This window comes from Mesorhizobium sp. M1403 (assembly GCF_040317695.1).
Classification (GTDB): domain Bacteria; phylum Pseudomonadota; class Alphaproteobacteria; order Rhizobiales; family Rhizobiaceae; genus Mesorhizobium.
In genome coordinates, this window is the sequence record NZ_JAMYKY010000006.1 from 170,840 (window position 1) to 187,364 (window position 16,525).

Here is a 16,525-nt window from a genome sequence, read left to right on the forward strand (position 1 = left end):
CATCGATCCCATTTCATTGAGGTCGATGCCGGACACTTGCAGGTCCTGCTGCCGGTTAGGCCGGCCCGGAAACGACCACCGCACCAGCGGCCGGCATGATCCAGGGGCAGGCATAGTAATCGGTGACGCGATTTATGATCCCGCCAGCGGCTTCGATCCGAACCGGATGGGCCGGCTTCCAACCGTCTTCGCCATGGTGAAGCACGAGCAGCACCGCCTCGCTATCGATTATGCCAATCGCCATTTTCCAGGTCGTCGAGGCTCTTTCGTATTCAACGAAGTAAGGTGATTCCGATAGCCTTCCCTTGAAGCAATCCGCGACTTGCAATTGGGCATCCGCGCTGGTCAGCGCCCGTACCCCGTCCCAGTCGCGGCGATTGAACAGTTCGACATAGCGGCTGAGCAATTCCAGAAGTTCCGGATCGCGCTGGGGCTCCGAACGGACGATTGGCTCGCCTGACAAGGCGGCCAATTTGGAGCGGCCACGGCTCAACGCGGCCTTGACGCCACCCACGGTCGAGCCGACGAGATCGGCGATCTCTTCCAGCGAATAGTCGAAGACATCCTTGAGCAGGACGCAGGCGCGTTCCTTGGGCGGCAGGTGGATAACCAGCCGTTCGATCGCGCGATCCGCGCCGTTGCCCACCGGCTCGACCGGCAGGATGATCTCGTCTTCGACGAAATTGGCCTCCGCATGCTGACGCACCTGCCGGCTTCGCAGGAAATCGATGCAGCGATTATGTGCAATGCGAAACAGCCAGGGGCGAAGAGCACTCGCATCGTCCAGCTTCTCGATCTTCCGATAGGCCTCGAACAGCGCCTCTTGCATCACGTCTTCGGCGTCGAGCGTCGAACCGGTCATGCGTGCACAGTAGCGATGCAGCCGCCCACGCAAATGCGCGACTGTCTCCAGGAAGCCGGCGTAGCGGACGTCGAAAAGCCCGGTCGGGTCAAGTCTTGGCTGCATCTTCATGGGCATTCAATTCGGCGGCGGATCACAGCGGGACATAGGTCAGCGTAATGACGCCGTTCTTGAAACGGTGCGTATCTATAAGCTCCAGCTTGACCAGGGATGGGTCGACATCCTGGAAAGCGCGTTTGCCATGCCCGACGCGGGTCGGCACGATCGAGAGTTGATACTCGTCGACAAGCCTGTTGGCGAGCAGCGTCTGGTCGAGATTGCTCACTCCATACTTCAGTATGTTGCCGCCGGCCTGTTGCTTGATCCTGGCAATTTCGGCAGCGACGTCGCCTTCGATCAGCGATGCGTTCCAGCTCACCTCCTTGAGGCTGCGCGACGCAACGAGCTTCTTCAGTCCGTTCATGCGGTCCATGTACTTGCTGCCTTTGACCTGCGGCCAGCGCGCCGAAAACATTTCATAGGTGATGCGGCCGAGCAGGAAAAAATCGGCCTCGCCGGCCTTTTCATAGGAGTGCTCCTTCATCTCCTCGTCGAAGAAGGGCGAGGCCCATTCCATTGGCGCTTCGATGACGCCGTCCAGCGAAATGAAGCTGCCCACGATCAATTTTCTCATCGCATATCTCCGGTTGCGCACAGGCGTCCCGTGAGACCCAAGAACCGGCCAAAACGAACCGGCCCGATGGATGACCACAGGATGCAGTGCCTAAGACGTTCCCGGTTCGACTTTGGATACGCTTGAGGATCGTTTGAGTTAATAGAGCGGCATGGCCATGTGCTGGGGCGTCGGCCACTCCGTCGTAATCCCCGGCTGCACTGGCCGCTCCAGGTAGGTCGATAGCACCACGTAACTTCGCGTCGAGGTGACGCCGGGTGTTTCGTAGAGGCGCGATAGCAGGCCTTCGAGCGCCCGCGTGTCCTCGGTGCGGACCTTGATCAACATGCATGTGTCGCCGGCCACCGAATGGATCTCCTCGACTTCGGGATGTTCGGAAATCGCCATCAGCTCCGGCGTTTTGCCCCACCCCTTGGTGTCGATATGGACGAAGGCAAGCAGCGGCTTGTGCACCGCTTTTGGATCGATGATGATCGCGGTGTTGCGGATGGCGCCGCTCCGCCGCAGGCGCTTGACGCGTTCATGGACTGCCGGCGGCGAAAGGCCGACGCGGTCGCCGAGCTCGGCATAGCTGATCGTCGCGTCGTCGACCAGGACGCCTAATATTTTTCGGTCGATTGCATCGATATCGCGGGCGGCAGGCCTGTTCTGCGGAATGCCATCTGTTTCTTCATCCATATCGAAATTCCTTATTGATGCAGAATTTAATACGGCCATTATTGCTGTATGTCGAACAGTGATCAAGTCGCCACATTCGCAGCGGCCCCCAAGCCGCCAATCCCGGCACTCGCTTACCTGCTGACCGGGTGCATTGCCGTGATCGGCTCGAATTCGCTGGTGCTCGGTCCGATCGCACCGGCGGTGGCCGCGTCGTTCGGCACAAGCGTGCCGGCGGTCATGATAGCGTCCGCCGCGTTCGGGCTCGGTACGTCGGCGAGCGCCTTGTTCCTGGCGCGCTATATCGACCGGCTCGGCGCCCGCCGCATGCTGCAAGGGGCGTTGCTGCTGCTGGCGATAGCGCTCGTCGCCAGCGCCGCTGCGCCGACAGTGACGGCGCTGGTCGCGGCCCAGCTTCTCGCCGGCACCGCAGCAGGTGTCGCCATGCCGGCGATCTACGCCAGCTCCGCCGCGATTGCGCCGCCCGGACGCGAAAGCGGCACCATAGGCATCGTGCTGACCGGCTGGACGCTGAGCATGGTCGCCGGCGTTTCGCTGTCGGCCGTACTTGCCGACCTGGTGCATTGGCGCGCCGTGTTCGCGGCGGTCGCGGTGCTGGCAGCACTCGCATTGGCCAGCCTGTCGCTGACGTCGCTGAACGATGTCAGGAAGAGCGGTCCGGCACCGACGCCGCTGGGTGCGCTGGCCGTTCCGGGCATAGTGCCGCTTCTGGTCGCCTGCGCCGCCTTCATGACGGCGTTTTATGGCGTCTATGGCTATCTCGGCGATCACCTTCACAACGGCCTGGGACGACCGGTCAGTGCCAACGGGCTGGCCGCGCTCGCCTATGGCGCCGGCTTTGGCACGGCGGCACTTCTTGACGGCGGCATCGATCGCCTGGGTGCGCGGCGGGTCATGCCGTTTGCCTACCTGCTCGTCGCGCTCGTCTATGTCGCGATTGCTGCGGCAAGTGGCAGCTTCGGCCTGACCATAGCGATGATAGCCGTCTGGGGCCTTGCCAATCATTTCGGGCTGAACGTCCTGGTGATGCGCCTCTCGGCGCTCGATCCTGCGCGGCGCGGCACGATCATGGGTTTGAACAGCGCGGTGACCTATCTCGCCGTTTTCGTCGGCACCACGGCGTTCGGACCGCTTTATTCCACGTTCGGTTTTGCGGCGTCGGCGGTGGTTGCAGCCTTGCTCATGCTGATCGCTGCTGCGGCAGCGGCGTGGCGTTCACCGAAGCTATAGCGCAGCAAGGCTTGCGTCTCGGTCCGGTCCTTCGATAGATGCTCGTTGGATGGACAATACAACGCTTGAGACAACCGCCAATCCCTTGCCGCAGGAACTCGCTTTTCTCGGGGAGCGGCTTACGGCGTTCAACGACAGTGATGTCGGCGCCTCCGGCAAGAAGACATTGGCCGTGTTCGTGCGCGATGAGCACGGCGCGATTGTCGCCGGCATCTCGGGATACACCGCCTGGGGCTGGCTCTATGTGCAATGGCTCTGGGTCGATGAAAAGCTGCGCGGCCAGCGCATGGCCGGCCGGATGCTCGAGGCAGCCGAGAGGGAGGCGATGGCGCGCGGCTGTCACGGCGCCTGGATCGACACGTTCAATCCCAAGGCCGCCAAGGCCTATGAGCGCCAAGGTTATCGACCGTTCGGTGCGCTCGCCGACTTTCCCATTGGCCGAAGCCGTATCTTCCTGCAGAAGAAATTGGTGGCTTAACTAGCCGGCAAGGCGTCCGCCGCACATCGGCTGTGGCACGCCGGTCGTGCTGGGGAAGCTGATCGGCAAGCCCCTAAGCACGCGCACAGCCAGGAAGGCAAAACACTCCGCCTCCACCGCGTCGCCCTTCCAGCCAAGCGCCTCCGCCGGCACGGCTTCGACGCCGGCGCGGCTGGCAAGCATGGCCATGATCGTTGGGTTGTGGCGACCGCCACCGCTGACCACCAGCCGCTTCGGCCGGCGCGGCAGAAGATCGAGCGCCTTGCCGACCGCGGCCGCGGTGAAGGCCGTCAGCAGGGCAGCGCCATCCTCGGCATTCATCCCGTCCGCCATCGAGGCGCCGAAATCGAAACGGTCCAGCGATTTCGGGTATGGCTTGGTCAAGTACGGGTGCTGCAGGAGCTTGGCCAACCGTGCCTCATCGACCGTCCCGACGCGAGCCAGCGCGCCGTCGCGGTCCATTTCGCCAAGCCCCTTCGACTTGATGAAGTCGTTCAGCGGCGCGTTGGCGGGTCCGGTATCGAAAGCGATGACATTGTCCTTGCCGTCCCACCAGGTGATGTTGGCGACGCCGCCGAGATTGAGCACCGCCGTGTCGCCGCTGGCGTCGGCTTCGCGCAGCAGCGCGGCGTGATAGGCCGCCGACAGCGGCGCGCCCTGGCCGCCGGCGCGCATGTCGGCCGAGCGGAAGTCATAGGCGACCTTGGTGCCCAGGATGGCATGCATCAGCTCGCCATCGCCGAGCTGGCGACTCTGGCCCAGTCGGCCTACTTGCGGGGCACGGTGCAGCACGGTCTGGCCATGAAAGCCGACGACGCCGATGTCGGCCATGGTCAGGCCGTGGCTTTCGACAAGATCCTTGACCGCCGCAGACTGGGCGCGCGTCAGCGCCTCCTCTGCCTCGTGGAAGATTGCCGGTTCCGGCCCGGTGAAATTCCAGTTCCTTGCCTGCCTAAGCGTCTCTTCCAGCAAGGTCCGGATCGACTGCGGGTAGGGGGCCAGCGTGTAGGTGCCGAAATCCGCGATCCGCTCGCCGTCGGTCTTGATCAGCGCGACGTCGATATTGCCGTCCAGCACGGTGCCGGTCATCAAGCCGACGGCCCACATTGGTTCGCCATTTTTCATGATTGTCAGGCTCCGTTGACGAGATCGCCGACCGCTTGGCGAAGCGCTGCGATCCCGCTGTTGAAATGACGTGTCGGATGGATCCGGTTGGTGAGCAAGGTCCACGCTCTGCTTTTGTCGAAGTCGACCCAAAGCCCGGTGCCGGTGAAGCCGGTATGCCCGATGGTTTCGGGGCTGCACAGCCGGCCGCCGGACCAGCCTTCGTAGGGTCGCTCCCAGCCATGGGTGCGGGTTGCCGACAAGGGCGTGCGCATCAGCGCTATCGAGCGCTGCGACGCGCCGGTCCCGTCCAGCAGCCCTCGCGCAAAGTCGAGGACCGAAGCTGCCGTTCCGAACAGCCCGGCGTGACCGGCCCCTTGCAATGCCGAGCAATTGTCGTCGTGGACCTCGCCTGACAGCACGCGATGGCGCCATGTGCAATCTTCTGTGGCCGCCGCTTGACCCGGTTCGGCGGAGAACGCGAAGCCCGGACCGGGATCCATGTCGCGAATGGTCTTGCCGGACAGGCGCTCCAGGACCAAGCCGAGCAGAATGAAGTTGATATCGGAATAGACCGGCTCCCCGACCTGCCACTCGCGCTGCAAGACAAAGGCGCGCAACAGCTCGGGGTCACGCCCATAGGTGTAGATCGGCGCGACGGCGGGAAACGGTGTCTGATGGCCGAGGCACTGGCGAAACGTCACCGTCCGCTCCCAGGCCTTTTCGTCATATTGGCGAAGATCGGTCAGGACCGAAATCAGCGGCGCGTCGAGGTCGATGACGCCTTCTTCCGCCAGTGCCAATATACGCGGCGTGCTGAAGATGATTTTTGTCAGGGATGCCAGATCGAACCAGGTTTCGGCATGCATCGGCCGCACCTTCGGCACCCGCTGGGCCGAGCCGATTGCCCGGACGACGCGTTGGCCGTCCCGGTCGACCATGCCGAGCACGCCGCCGGGAATGCGCGACGCAGCCACCGCCGCTTCGAGTGGGGCAAACGCCCGGTCGAAAAGATCATGGTCGATCAATTGCGGCCTCCGTCTGAAAAGCAGCGATCCGTCCCACTCCCTCTGGCCTTGCATCCGTCTGGGCGACAATCATCACACTTCCACCCGTACTCTATGATCCGGCCCGAACTGCTGCCATTTGGCCGGGCCCGGCTCAAATCCCAGCGGACGCACGAGCGAGGGAACCTGGCGCGTGTCCAGCTCGAAACGTTCATGCCGCCGGTCTATGGTGGGAACGGCCGCGATAAGCTGTTTGGTATAGGAGTGCTTCGGCTCCGAGAGCACCAATCTGGCATCGCCGATCTCGACGATCTGGCCGGCATAGATGACCGCGATGCGATGGGCGATCCGCTCGACCACAGCCATGTCATGCGAGATGAACAGATAGGCCAGCCCGAATTCACTCTGCAGCTCGATCAAAAGCTCCAGCACTCTGGCCTGCACCGATACGTCGAGCGCCGAAACCGCTTCGTCGAGGACGACAACGGAGGGATTGAGCATCAGCGCACGGGCAATGCACAGCCGTTGGCGTTGGCCGCCGGAGAATTCGTGCGGATAACGCTGCAGGCTGTTTTCCGGCAGGCCGACGCGGTTCAGCAGCGCGGCCATTTTCGCTCGCGTCTCAGCAGTTATCCGCCCGCCCGTGGCGATCACCGGTTCCGCAAGAATGCTTTCGATGGCGAGCCTGGGATTAAGCGAGCCATAGGGATTCTGGAACACCATCTGCACGGGAAGGGCGCTCTGCCCGGCGGCGGCCTTGCGCGTGCTGGCCAAGATTGTGCCGCGCGTCGAGCGCACCAGCCCCAGAATCGCACGGGCGGCGGTGGATTTTCCGGAACCGCTCTCGCCGACGACGGCCAATGTTTCGCCCGGCATCAAGTCGAAATCCACACCGTCCACCGCATGCACGGCACCGCTGGCGCGGCTGAAAAAGCCACCCTTGACGGGAAATCGCACCACGAGGCCATCGACCTTCAGCGCCGGCTCGGTAGCTTTTTGCTTTTCGCGTTGCATGTCTTTGCGTGTCGCACTGCCGCCGGCGAAATGCGGCACCGCATGAAGCAGATGCCGCGTATAGGGATGCTGCGGATCGTCCAATATCTGGTTCAGCGCGCCTTGCTCGACAGCTTCTCCGCTTTGCATCACCATCACCTTGTCGGCGATACCTGCAACCAAGCCGATATCGTGGGTGATGAAGATCATCGACATCCCGGTTTCCTGCTTCAACTCGGCGAGCAACGCCATGATCTGCGCCTGCACCGTAACATCCAGCGCCGTCGTTGGCTCGTCGGCAATGAGCAGGCGCGGGTTGCAGGCGAGCGCCATGGCGATCATCACCCGCTGCAGCATGCCGCCCGAAAGCTGGTTGGGCGTGTATTTCAGCCGCCGTGCTGCGTCGGGAATGCGCACACGGTCGAGCGCGTCCTTGGCCGCCGCCGTCGCTTGCCGGCCGGTCAGGCCGCGATGCAGGCGAAACGACTCCTCGATCTGCCTGCCGATGGTCAGCACCGGATTGAGCGAGGTCATCGGCTCCTGGAAGATCATGCCGATTTCGCCGCCGCGGATCTTCGTCAGCTGCGGCTCGGCCGCGGCGGTCAGGTCGAACATGCTGCCGTCGGCCCGCTTCAGCTTGATCGAGCCCGCGGTGATGCGGCCGCCGCCATAATCGACAAGGCGATTGATCGAGAGCGCCGTCACCGATTTGCCCGAGCCGCTTTCGCCGACGATGGCCAGCGTTTCGCCGTCAGCGAGATCGAAGCTGACGCCGCGCACGACCTCATTGGCTGACGGCTTTCGGCCGAAGCCGACGCGCAAACCGCTGACGGACAGCAGCGGGATCATGCGATCGATCTCCGCGTCTTCGGGTCGAGCACATCGCGCAACGCATCGCCGAGCAGGTTGAAACCGAGGATGCTGATCATGATCGCCACCCCCGGGAAGATCATCAACCAGGGAGCCGTCTCCATCAGATTGCGGCTGTCGCTCAACATCAAGCCGAGCGACGCGGCGGGCGGCTGGGTGCCGAGCCCGAGGAAGCTCAAGCCGGCTTCGGTGAGCAGTGCCCAGGCCAGCGCCAGTGTCACCTGAACCGTCAACGGCGCGACCAGATTGAGCAGCAGATGCCGTGTCAAGATGTAGCTCGAGCTGCTGCCGAACGTGCGGGCCGCGTCGACGAACTCGCGCGCTTTCAGCGACAGAGCCGGGCCGCGCACCACGCGCGTGAAGATCGGCGTGTAGACGATGGCAATGGCGACGACACTGGTCCAGGTTCCCGGTCCCGCAACCGCGACGATCAGCAGCGCCAGCAGGATCGCCGGGAATGCCAGCAGCACATCCATGATGCGCATCACCAGGCCGTCCCAGCGGCGTCCGAACCAGGCTGCCGCCAGCCCGAGCACGGTGCCGGCCAGCGTCGCGAAGGCGACCGAAAAGAAGGCCACGAGGAAGGACTGGCCGATCCCGGTCATCAGCCGGCTTGCGACATCGCGGCCGAACAGATCCGTGCCCATCCAGTACGTGCTGTCAGGCGCATGCAGCCGCTCGACCCGGTGCTGCGTCAGCGGATTGTGCGGCGTCAGCCCCAGCATGCCAAGTACGGCAAGCAGCAGATAAAGCGCAACGATGGCACCGCCGATGCGGCCGCTGGTGTGCGCAAGTATAGCCCGCAATGTCGCCATCAGTGTTCGCTTAGCCGAATGCGCGGGTCGAGCGCGACATAGGCGAGGTCGACGAGGAGATTGACGATCATGAAGTTGAAGGCGATAAACAGCACGCTTCCCTGCACCAGCGCGTAGTCGCGCTGCAGGATGGCATCCAGCACCATGCGGCCGAGACCGGGCAGTGCATAGATTTGCTCGACGATGACTGCCCCGCCCAGGAGATAGCCGAACTCTATGCCGCTCAGCGTCACGACCGGGATGAGCGCATTGGGCAAAGCATGCCGCCAGATGACGCCGCGCGCCGAGACGCCCTTGCTGCGCGCGGTCCTGACGTAATCGTCGCTCAGCACGTCGAGCATCGCCGAACGCGATATACGGGTGACCGACGCCGCGAAGGCGAAACCGAGCGTGACGGCCGGCAGCAACAGCTGGCTGAGATTGCGCAGCGGATCCCGCCACAGCGGCGAAAACTCGCCCATCGCCGGCAAAACGCCAAACCCCGCCGACAGCGTGTAGATGATCAGCAGTGCAAGGACGAAGTTCGGCGTCGATTGTCCGATCATTGCGACAACGCGCACGCCGAGATCGGAAAGCTTCTCATTGTGGGTGGCGGCAAAGATCCCGGCCGGCATGCCGACGACAAGGGCGATGATCATCGACAGCAGCGCAAGCTCCAGCGTCAGCGGGAAGCGTTCGAGGATGACGCCGAGCACCGGCCTGCCATAGGTGGACGAAATGCCGAGATTGCCTTGGAAAAGACCAAGCAGCCAGCGCCAGTACTGGATGAACCAGGGCTGGTCGATGCCGAAATAGGCCGCAAGCGCGTCGCGCTGAGGAGGCGTCAGCAGGCCGGCTTCGGTTCCCAGCATTGCCGTGATCGAATCGCCCGGAACCATCCGGATCGCCAGGAACACCACGATGGACACGCCAAGCAGGACGAGAGGGAAGGTCGCCAGTCGCCGCATCAGATAGTTCACGCGAAGAATATCCTCTCGTCCGGCATCGAAGCAGCTACTGGATCGTCACCTTGGCGAGGCTGAACAGCGAACCTGTCGGCACTGGTTCGAATCCTGCGATATTCTTCTGCTGGGCCGTGTAGCTGTAGGACGTGTAGAGCCAGATCCAGGGCGACATCTCAGTGATGTGCTTCTCGAAGTCGGCGAAGATCGCTTTGCGCGCCGCCGGGTCGGTCTCGGTGCGGCCCTTCTGCATCAGGCTGTCCAGCGTATCGTCGATATAGTTCGCCACCTTCTGCAGATTGCCGGTCTTGGTCCAGTAGCGATTATACATAGTGTAGGGATCGGCCCTGCCGCCGTTCAGCGCGACGGCCATGTCGAAATCGCCCTTCAGCCATGCATCGACATAGACGTTGAGCTCCATCATTTTGATGTCGAGCTTGACGCCGATTTCTGCGAGTTGCGACTGGATCACCTGGGCTTCCGCCGCTGCCGTCGGCGGCTCGCCGGTGGCGCCGATCACGGTCGCCGAAAAGCCGTCGGCATAGCCGGCTTCGGCCATCAACTGCTTGGCCTTCTCAATGTCGCGCTTATAGCAGAACAACTGGTTCGGATCGGTCGCCAGCGCCGGGATGGTCAGCGGGCCGGTGACCTTGCCTTCGCCGAGCGAGGCGGTGTCCAGCACTTCCTGCCGGTCGATGGCGCAGGAGATCGCCTGACGCACCTTGAGTTCGGTCATCGGCTTGCGGGAGGGATTGAGCTGCAGCACGTGATAGGCAAGCACCGGCACGCGGTTCAACTGCAGGCTGGCCTCCTTGGGCACCAGCGTGGCGACAAGCGGATCATTGAGCAGGGCAAAATCGATCTGCTTGGTGCGCATCGCCGCCAGGATCGCCGTCTCGTCCGGCAGCACGCTGATCTCGATGCCGTCGACACCAGTCGCGCCGCCCGCCCAATCCTTGTTGGCGACAAGCACTTCCTTGGAATTCGGATCCCACTTTTCGAGCTTGAAGGGACCCGAGCCGACCGTCGTCGTGCCGATCGAGCCGGCCGTGATTTCGCTTGCCGGGACGATCGCCGCATTGACGTCGCTCATCGCCGTCAGGATCGGCACATCCGGCTGCGAGAGATGGAACACGACGGTGGCTGGATCGGGCGTGTCGATGCTGGCGATCGAGAGAAAGTTGGCGCGGGCGGCCGCACCGGTCTTCTCGTCGAGTATGCGCTCGAAGGATGCCTTGACGTCGGCCGAGGTCACGGCGGCGCCGTTCTGGAATTTTGCTTTCGGATTGAGCCTGAAGCTCAGCTCCTTGCCGTCCGCCGAGAACTGCCAGGAGTCGGCAATCGCGGGCGTGATCTGCAGATTGGCGTCGAGCCGTACCAGCGGTTCATAGATCAGCTCCAGCAAGCGCAGCGAGGAGAATGCCGTCTGCTTGTGCGGATCAAGACCGGTGGCGTCCTGCGACCAGGCCATATGCAGCGTCGCCGCGCTCGCCTGCACCGGTGCCGCGGCAATGGCCAGCATTGCCGCGAGCGTCATGGCGGAAAGCAGTTTCTTGCCAATGTGCCGTACCATTGTCGTCTCCCATTATTGTTAAACCTGATGCCTTGCAGTTCCCCGGACCGCTTCAAAGGGACACACGCCCCGGAACATCGGCCCAGCATCCATGCGGTCTTACACCGTCTTTTCGCCTATCGCCTTGCGCAGGAAACCTCCCGCATTGGCAAGCGCCTTACGTGCTTCTTCGACGCCCATGCCGGTGATCGTCACCAGGATTGCCAGTTTTACATCATTGCCGGTCTGGTCGAGTGCCTGTCGTGCCTGCTGCGCCGCGCAGCCGGTCGTCTGCATCACGATCCTGACCGCCCTGGCGATCAGCTTCTTGTTGCTTGGATTGAGGTCAACCATCAGGTTCTGATAGCTCTTGCCGATGCGGATCATGCTGGCGGTCGACAGCATGTTGAGCACCAGCTTTTGCGCGGTTCCCGATTTCAGTCGGGTCGAGCCGGTGAGGACCTCCGGGCCAACCACCGGAGAGATGGCAATATCGGCAATGCCGGCAATGGTCGATCGCGGATTGCAGGACAGCGCCACGGTGGTGGCTCCCACCTGCTTGGCATAGGTCAAGCCGCCGATGACATAGGGTGTGCGTCCGCTGACAGCGATGCCGACCACCACGTCGCCGGCGGTCAGCTTGATGTCCTGCAGCGCCTTTATTCCCTGCTTCGGATCGTCCTCCGCGCCTTCCGCGGAGTGCACCAGCGCGTCGACGCCGCCGGCGATCAGGCCCATCACCATGTCCTCGGGCACGCCGAAGGTCGGCGGACATTCCGAGGCGTCGAGGACGCCAAGCCGGCCGCTCGTGCCCGCGCCCATATAGACAAGGCGTGCACCTTTCTGGAACGCGCTCACGATCCGGTCCACGGCCGCAGCAATGTCGGGAATGACCTTCTCGACGGCTGCCGCAACGCCTTTGTCCTCGTCATTGATCTTGCGCAGCACCTCGAGGGTCGGCAACAGATCGATGTCCATCGTCTTCGGATTCCGGTCCTCGGAAACCAATCGCTCCAGCTCCGACATCAACCCGTGTTCGACCACTTGCTTGCTTTCAATCTGCTGTGAGCAGGAATGTGATGCGGTGCCAGGCGACGTCCAGTGCCCGCAGCCGGCGACCGGCAACTTGCTTCTGCTTGGTTAACTTTTTAGAATTCGATATTCCTCGTGTCAACGGATTCTAGGAATATAATATTCCTTCAGGCAGGAGCACTATCGCTGACACAGGGATTTCCTAGCCAGGATTATGGCTCCCGAAACCGCATCGCCATCGGCCGGCTTCAGACGTCGGCGGACGTCGGGAGCGAGCCATGGCTCTAGCGGGCTGGACAGACCGCCGAGCAGCGTAACCCGCGGCGCGCCCTTTTCGAACAGCACCCGCACGAACGTGTCGACCTGCTCGGCAGCACCTTGCACGATGCGCCGTCCGGCCGGATCGCCCTGGTCGGCGTGGCGGATCACCATCGGCGCCAAGGCGGCATAGTCGGTCGCGCTGGCGCGGTCCATCCAGGCCACCGCCTCGAACGGATCGTCCCTGAAGCGCTGCATCACCTCGGTCAGCAGCGCCGTCCGCTCATGCCGGCCGTCATGGGCACGCAAGGCAAGCTGCACTGCCTTTAGTCCGAGATCGGCGCCGCTGCCCTCGTCGGAAATCGGAAAACCGTAGCCGCCGACGCGCAGGTCGCGCCCTTCGACAAAGCCGAGCCCGATCGAACCGGTCCCGGCTATGACGATGGCGCCGTCTTGACCCGAATGAGCGCCAAGGCAAGCCGCGACGCCGTCGCTGACGAAGTCGATGCTCGCAAAGCGATGTTCGATGCCACGAAACGCCTCGAGCGCACCCTTGCGGCCGATGCCGGCAAGACCGATGCCGGCGCGGATCCTGGCGATTTCCACCGCCGCGAACCCTGCCTCTTCGATCGCCGCGCCAAAGGCTTTGGCAATCGAGGCCCAGGCCGCCTCTATACCGAGCCGCGTTGTCGCCGGGCCCGACAGGCCTTGCCCGAGCACAGTTCCTGCCTCGTCTTCGATACGCGCCCGGCAGCCGGTTCCGCCGCCATCGACGCCCAGGAAATAATGCGGAGACACCGCGCCGGCACTCATCCACTTATCCGCTCGATCTGGGCGCCACACAGGCGGAGCTTGCGGTCCAGCTGCTCATAGCCACGGTCGAGGTGGTACACCCGGTTGATCGTTGTCTCGCCTTCGGACACCAGCGCCGCCAGCACCAGCGAGACGGAGGCGCGCAGGTCGGTCGCCATCACTTGCGCGCCCTTCAGCTTCTCGCCTCCGCGCACCAGCGCCATGGTGCCTTGCAGCTTGATATTGGCGCCGAGCCGCATCAGTTCGGGCACATGCATGAAACGGTTCTCGAAGATCGTCTCGCGCAACAGCGAAGCGCCCTCGGCACAGCACATTAACGCCATGAACTGCGCCTGAAGATCGGTCGGAAAGCCCGGATAGGGCTCCGTCGTCACGTCGACCGCCTCGAGTGGCCCGTCTCTCGACACGATCAGCCCGCGGTCGCCCGGCCATATTTTCACACCGGCTGCTTCGAGCAGCTGGACGACGGATGCCATGTGCTCGAGCCGCGCGTGGGTCAGCTCGAGCTGACCGCCGGTGATAGCCGCTGCGACGGCATAGGTGCCGGCCTCTATCCGGTCCGGGATGATGTCGTGCGTGGCGGCGCGCCAGTCTGTGCTGCCCGCGATCAGGATGCGGTGCGTGCCGGCGCCCTCGATCCGCGCGCCCATGGCGTTCAGGCAGGCGGCAAGATCGGCCACCTCCGGCTCGCGGGCCGCGTTGAGGATCTCGGTCTCGCCGTGTGCAGTCGTCGCCGCCATCATCGCAGTTTCGGTCGCGCCGACCGACGGCGAGCTCAAAACGATGCGCGCGCCTTTCAGTCCGCCCGGCGCAGACGCGACGATCAGCCCGTTTTCGATGGCAATGTCGGCGCCAAGTGCCGCAAGCGCGGCGACATGCATGTCGACCGGCCGTGCGCCGATCGTGCATCCGCCAGGCAGCGAGACCCGGGCATGGCCGAAGCGGGCAAGCAGCGGACCGAGAACCAGCACCGTCGCGCGCATGCGCCTGACTGTGTCGTAGCTTGTCTCCCTAGAGACGGCAGCACTGGCATCGATTGTGGCGGCATGCGCCGATCTGGTGACTTCAGCCCCATGAAGCCCGACGACGCCAAGCATGTTGTCGACATCGGTCACCTCAGGCAGGTTGGTCAGCTGCAGCGGGTGGGGGCTGAGCAAAGCTGCCGCTATTTGCGGCAAGGCCGCGTTCTTGGCGCCGGAGATCGTCACCGCGCCCTCAAGCCTGTGCCCGCCGACGATCCGCAATCTATCCATGGCTCTGCCCTAATCCAAGGTGTCGGCGAGTCTACGCGCTTGCAGGCGATCTTTCATGTCCGAATTCCCGTGCATGTCCGAATCGTTGGTGTGGGCGAAAGGCTAGGCCGAAACCGCACGGGTCGAGATTTGATAGATCATTCTTGGCTGTCAATCAGGAACGGAATAATTTATTCCTTGGCTTGGCATTGTCGATGACTGGCAACAGGGGAACGCATGTCCGTCCTGAAGAAGATCGAGGCCAAGCTCGAGATCATGGCGCCCGGCGATCGCGAGATCGGGCGGTACATCGTCGACAATCCCGACCAGATGCTGCGCCTGTCGACGGCGGCGCTCGCCGCCGAAATCGGCCGCAGTCAGTCGAGCGTCGTCAAGTTCAGCCAGAAGCTCGGCTATGCCAGCTATCAGGAGCTCAAGCTCGCCGTCAGCGAGGCCAAGTCGCAGGAATGGCACGTGCCGGCCGGCATGATCCACGGTTCGATCGAGGTCGGCGACATCTATCTGGTCATCTTGCGCAAGCTGATCGGCAGCAAGCTCTTGTCGATGCAACAGACCGTCGCAGCCAACACCGAGCAGGAAATCGGCAAAGCCCTCGAAGCGTTGAACGGGGCGCGCCGCATTCATCTGGCCGGCGTCGGCGCATCCTCGCTCGTGGCGCGCGATTTCTCCTACAAGCTGATGAAGCTCGGCCGCAACGTGCTGCACGACAGCGACAGCCATGTGCAAATGGCCAATGTCTCGACGCTTGGACGAGGCGACGTGCTGTTCGCGCTCTCCTATTCCGGGGCGAGCATCGAAACCCTGCGGATAGCCGAACTGGCTCGCAAACGTGGCACCACCGTGATCGCCGTCACTGGACTTCGCGACAATCCGCTGAGCCGCGTTGCCGACATTCGCCTCCACACGATCGCCGATGAAGAGCGCGCGCGCTCTTCGTCGATAACCGCGCGCGACGCACAACTGACGCTCACCGACCTGCTGTTCATCCTGCTCGTGCAGAAGCAGCCTGACGCCAACGAATACGTCCACAACAGCGAACTGGCCGTCTCGGTACTGAAGGCTTAGTCGTTGGACGCATCTCACCCGCTCTCCTTGAGCCGCGCGTCTATTAGCGGCCCAGAAGGTTGCGCTCGACTGTCTTGAGATGGGCGAGCATCGCCTGGTTGGCGCTTTCCGGGTCGCGGCGCAGCAATGCGTCCAATATTGTCTGATGCTCGTCGCAATAAACGCGCCTGCGCTCCTCCGAGAATGAGCGCTTTTTCATTTCGAACCACGGCGATTGGTTGCGGATCGTGCGCATGAGATTGTGAATCTCTTTCAGGAAGTCATTGCGGCAGCAGGCGAAGACGCAGTGATGGAACTCGGCGTCCCAATGCTCGAAGTCCGGCATGTCCTCGGCAGCGCATGCGGTCTGATGCGCTTCGCGAACCGCGTTTAGTTCCGCCATGCTGGCATTTGTGGCGGCGAAGGCCGCCGCCGCTGGCTCCAGCAACTGCCTGATCTCCATCATGTCGGCGGGGCTGGTGCCTTCCATCCGCGTGACCGTCGCCGCGATGGAATCGGGATTGGTCGCAGTCAGAAAAGTGCCGCGCCCGACATGCCGGACAACCGTTCCGTCCTCCTCCAGGAAGCCGACGGCACGACGCACCGTATTGCGCGCCACGCCGAACTCGGCCGCAAGGTCGCGCTCGGGCGGCATCCGCCCGTCCTGAAGCCACTCGCCGGCCGAAATCCGTTTTTTCAGCACAGTGGCGATGTCGTTGGCGACGAGCTTGGGCATTTGTTGAGAGCTTTTAATCTGATCCAATGTTGAACCAATACTATCAGCTGGCGCCCTGCCGGTCCAGTACCTGATGAGGTCAAGGCCCGATTTACCGCGACAAGTGACGAAAACCCTCTTGCAGCCTAAACCAATCGGCGATAGCGTGTAACGAAAGAGCTTATATTGGCTCATAAAAGGTTCAGG

Annotated in this window: 16 protein-coding genes; 3 read left to right on the forward strand and 13 right to left on the reverse strand. The window is 63.0% G+C overall.

What is annotated here, in order from left to right:
* Positions 1–55: 55 nt before the first annotated feature.
* The 3 genes from NKH01_RS13780 to NKH01_RS13790 form a co-directional block, all read right to left on the reverse strand.
* Positions 56–973 (reverse strand): sigma-70 family RNA polymerase sigma factor, encoded by a 918-nt coding sequence (locus tag NKH01_RS13780; protein WP_352482747.1) that lies wholly within the window; start codon positions 971–973, stop codon positions 56–58.
* Between the two features lie 22 nt (positions 974–995).
* Positions 996–1,535: a dihydrofolate reductase family protein gene (locus NKH01_RS13785; protein WP_023716688.1), complete on the reverse strand. Its 540-nt coding sequence runs from the start codon at positions 1,533–1,535 to the stop codon at positions 996–998.
* Positions 1,536–1,673: 138 nt separating this feature from the next.
* Positions 1,674–2,213, reverse strand: coding sequence for an Lrp/AsnC family transcriptional regulator (locus NKH01_RS13790; protein ID WP_353020549.1), 540 nt, complete (start codon positions 2,211–2,213; stop codon positions 1,674–1,676).
* Positions 2,214–2,261: 48 nt separating this feature from the next.
* Here NKH01_RS13790 and NKH01_RS13795 point away from each other — a divergent pair, with 48 nt between their 5' ends.
* Positions 2,262–3,443: an MFS transporter gene (locus NKH01_RS13795; protein WP_353020552.1), complete on the forward strand. Its 1,182-nt coding sequence runs from the start codon at positions 2,262–2,264 to the stop codon at positions 3,441–3,443.
* A 49-nt stretch (positions 3,444–3,492) separates the two neighbouring features.
* Positions 3,493–3,921 (forward strand): GNAT family N-acetyltransferase, encoded by a 429-nt coding sequence (locus NKH01_RS13800; RefSeq protein WP_353020555.1) that lies wholly within the window; start codon positions 3,493–3,495, stop codon positions 3,919–3,921.
* Here the strand turns inward: NKH01_RS13800 and NKH01_RS13805 are convergent, their stop codons facing one another.
* The 9 genes from NKH01_RS13805 to murA form a co-directional block, all read right to left on the reverse strand.
* Entirely contained in the window at positions 3,922–5,046 is a 1,125-nt protein-coding gene (locus NKH01_RS13805; protein WP_352547484.1) for an anhydro-N-acetylmuramic acid kinase, read from the reverse strand. It lies immediately after the preceding gene.
* 5 nt (positions 5,047–5,051) lie between these two features.
* The gene (locus NKH01_RS13810; RefSeq protein WP_353020558.1) at positions 5,052–6,053 is read right to left on the reverse strand and encodes a serine hydrolase domain-containing protein; all 1,002 of its coding nucleotides are present in this window, start codon (positions 6,051–6,053) and stop codon (positions 5,052–5,054) included.
* A gap of 72 nt (positions 6,054–6,125) precedes the next feature.
* Positions 6,126–7,874, reverse strand: coding sequence for an ABC transporter ATP-binding protein (locus NKH01_RS13815; protein ID WP_352493946.1), 1,749 nt, complete (start codon positions 7,872–7,874; stop codon positions 6,126–6,128).
* Positions 7,871–8,710, reverse strand: coding sequence for an ABC transporter permease (locus NKH01_RS13820; RefSeq protein ID WP_353020561.1), 840 nt, complete (start codon positions 8,708–8,710; stop codon positions 7,871–7,873). The genes NKH01_RS13815 and NKH01_RS13820 overlap by 4 nt, the downstream gene beginning before the upstream one ends.
* Positions 8,710–9,669 (reverse strand): ABC transporter permease, encoded by a 960-nt coding sequence (locus tag NKH01_RS13825; RefSeq protein ID WP_352789786.1) that lies wholly within the window; start codon positions 9,667–9,669, stop codon positions 8,710–8,712. Before NKH01_RS13825 ends, NKH01_RS13820 begins: the two co-directional genes overlap by 1 nt.
* 34 nt (positions 9,670–9,703) lie before the next feature.
* Positions 9,704–11,224: an ABC transporter substrate-binding protein gene (locus NKH01_RS13830; RefSeq protein ID WP_353020564.1), complete on the reverse strand. Its 1,521-nt coding sequence runs from the start codon at positions 11,222–11,224 to the stop codon at positions 9,704–9,706.
* Positions 11,225–11,323: 99 nt separating this feature from the next.
* Complete coding sequence (murQ, locus tag NKH01_RS13835; RefSeq protein WP_502896899.1) at positions 11,324–12,229, reverse strand: N-acetylmuramic acid 6-phosphate etherase; 906 nt, start codon at positions 12,227–12,229, stop codon at positions 11,324–11,326.
* Between the two features lie 186 nt (positions 12,230–12,415).
* Positions 12,416–13,306: a glucosamine kinase nucleotide-binding domain-containing protein gene (locus NKH01_RS13840; RefSeq protein WP_352789794.1), complete on the reverse strand. Its 891-nt coding sequence runs from the start codon at positions 13,304–13,306 to the stop codon at positions 12,416–12,418.
* Positions 13,303–14,559: a UDP-N-acetylglucosamine 1-carboxyvinyltransferase gene (gene murA, locus NKH01_RS13845; RefSeq protein WP_353020567.1), complete on the reverse strand. Its 1,257-nt coding sequence runs from the start codon at positions 14,557–14,559 to the stop codon at positions 13,303–13,305. The genes NKH01_RS13840 and murA overlap by 4 nt, the downstream gene beginning before the upstream one ends.
* A 216-nt stretch (positions 14,560–14,775) precedes the next feature.
* On the opposite strand from murA, the gene NKH01_RS13850 reads away from it, so the two are divergent.
* Positions 14,776–15,624: a MurR/RpiR family transcriptional regulator gene (locus NKH01_RS13850; RefSeq protein WP_353020570.1), complete on the forward strand. Its 849-nt coding sequence runs from the start codon at positions 14,776–14,778 to the stop codon at positions 15,622–15,624.
* 43 nt (positions 15,625–15,667) lie between these two features.
* On the opposite strand, the gene NKH01_RS13855 is transcribed toward NKH01_RS13850, so the two are convergent.
* Positions 15,668–16,513: a FadR/GntR family transcriptional regulator gene (locus NKH01_RS13855; RefSeq protein ID WP_245278491.1), complete on the reverse strand. Its 846-nt coding sequence runs from the start codon at positions 16,511–16,513 to the stop codon at positions 15,668–15,670.
* Positions 16,514–16,525: the final 12 nt, after the last annotated feature.